At 56.0% G+C, this 232-nt stretch carries 1 pseudogene; it reads left to right on the top strand.

The window, feature by feature from the left end:
- Positions 1-232 (top strand): annotated as a pseudogene (locus SB756_RS35885) (ATP-binding protein); the annotation flags it as partial.

The following is a 232-nucleotide window of genomic DNA, read 5'->3' as shown; positions in this document are numbered from 1 at the left end:
CCAGGGCCTCTACGAATACGATGCGGTCAGCCGCCTGCGCGATTCGCAGCTGGGTACCGAGAAAGTCCACGATGTACGCAACTACCTGAAAAAGGGCAAGCTCTGGGAGGCTTTCGAGGCTGAGGAGCGGGTGATTCTGCTGATCGACGAAATCGACAAGGCCGACATCGAGTTCCCCAACGACCTGTTGCAAGAGCTCGACAAGATGGAGTTCTACGTCTACGAAACAGAC

The sequence above is a fragment of the Pseudomonas sp. SIMBA_068 genome (assembly GCF_046534705.1).
GTDB classification, from domain to species: domain Bacteria; phylum Pseudomonadota; class Gammaproteobacteria; order Pseudomonadales; family Pseudomonadaceae; genus Aquipseudomonas; species Aquipseudomonas putida.
Note: the sequence above shows the minus strand (reverse complement) of the source record. Positions and strands in the feature narration are given on the sequence as shown.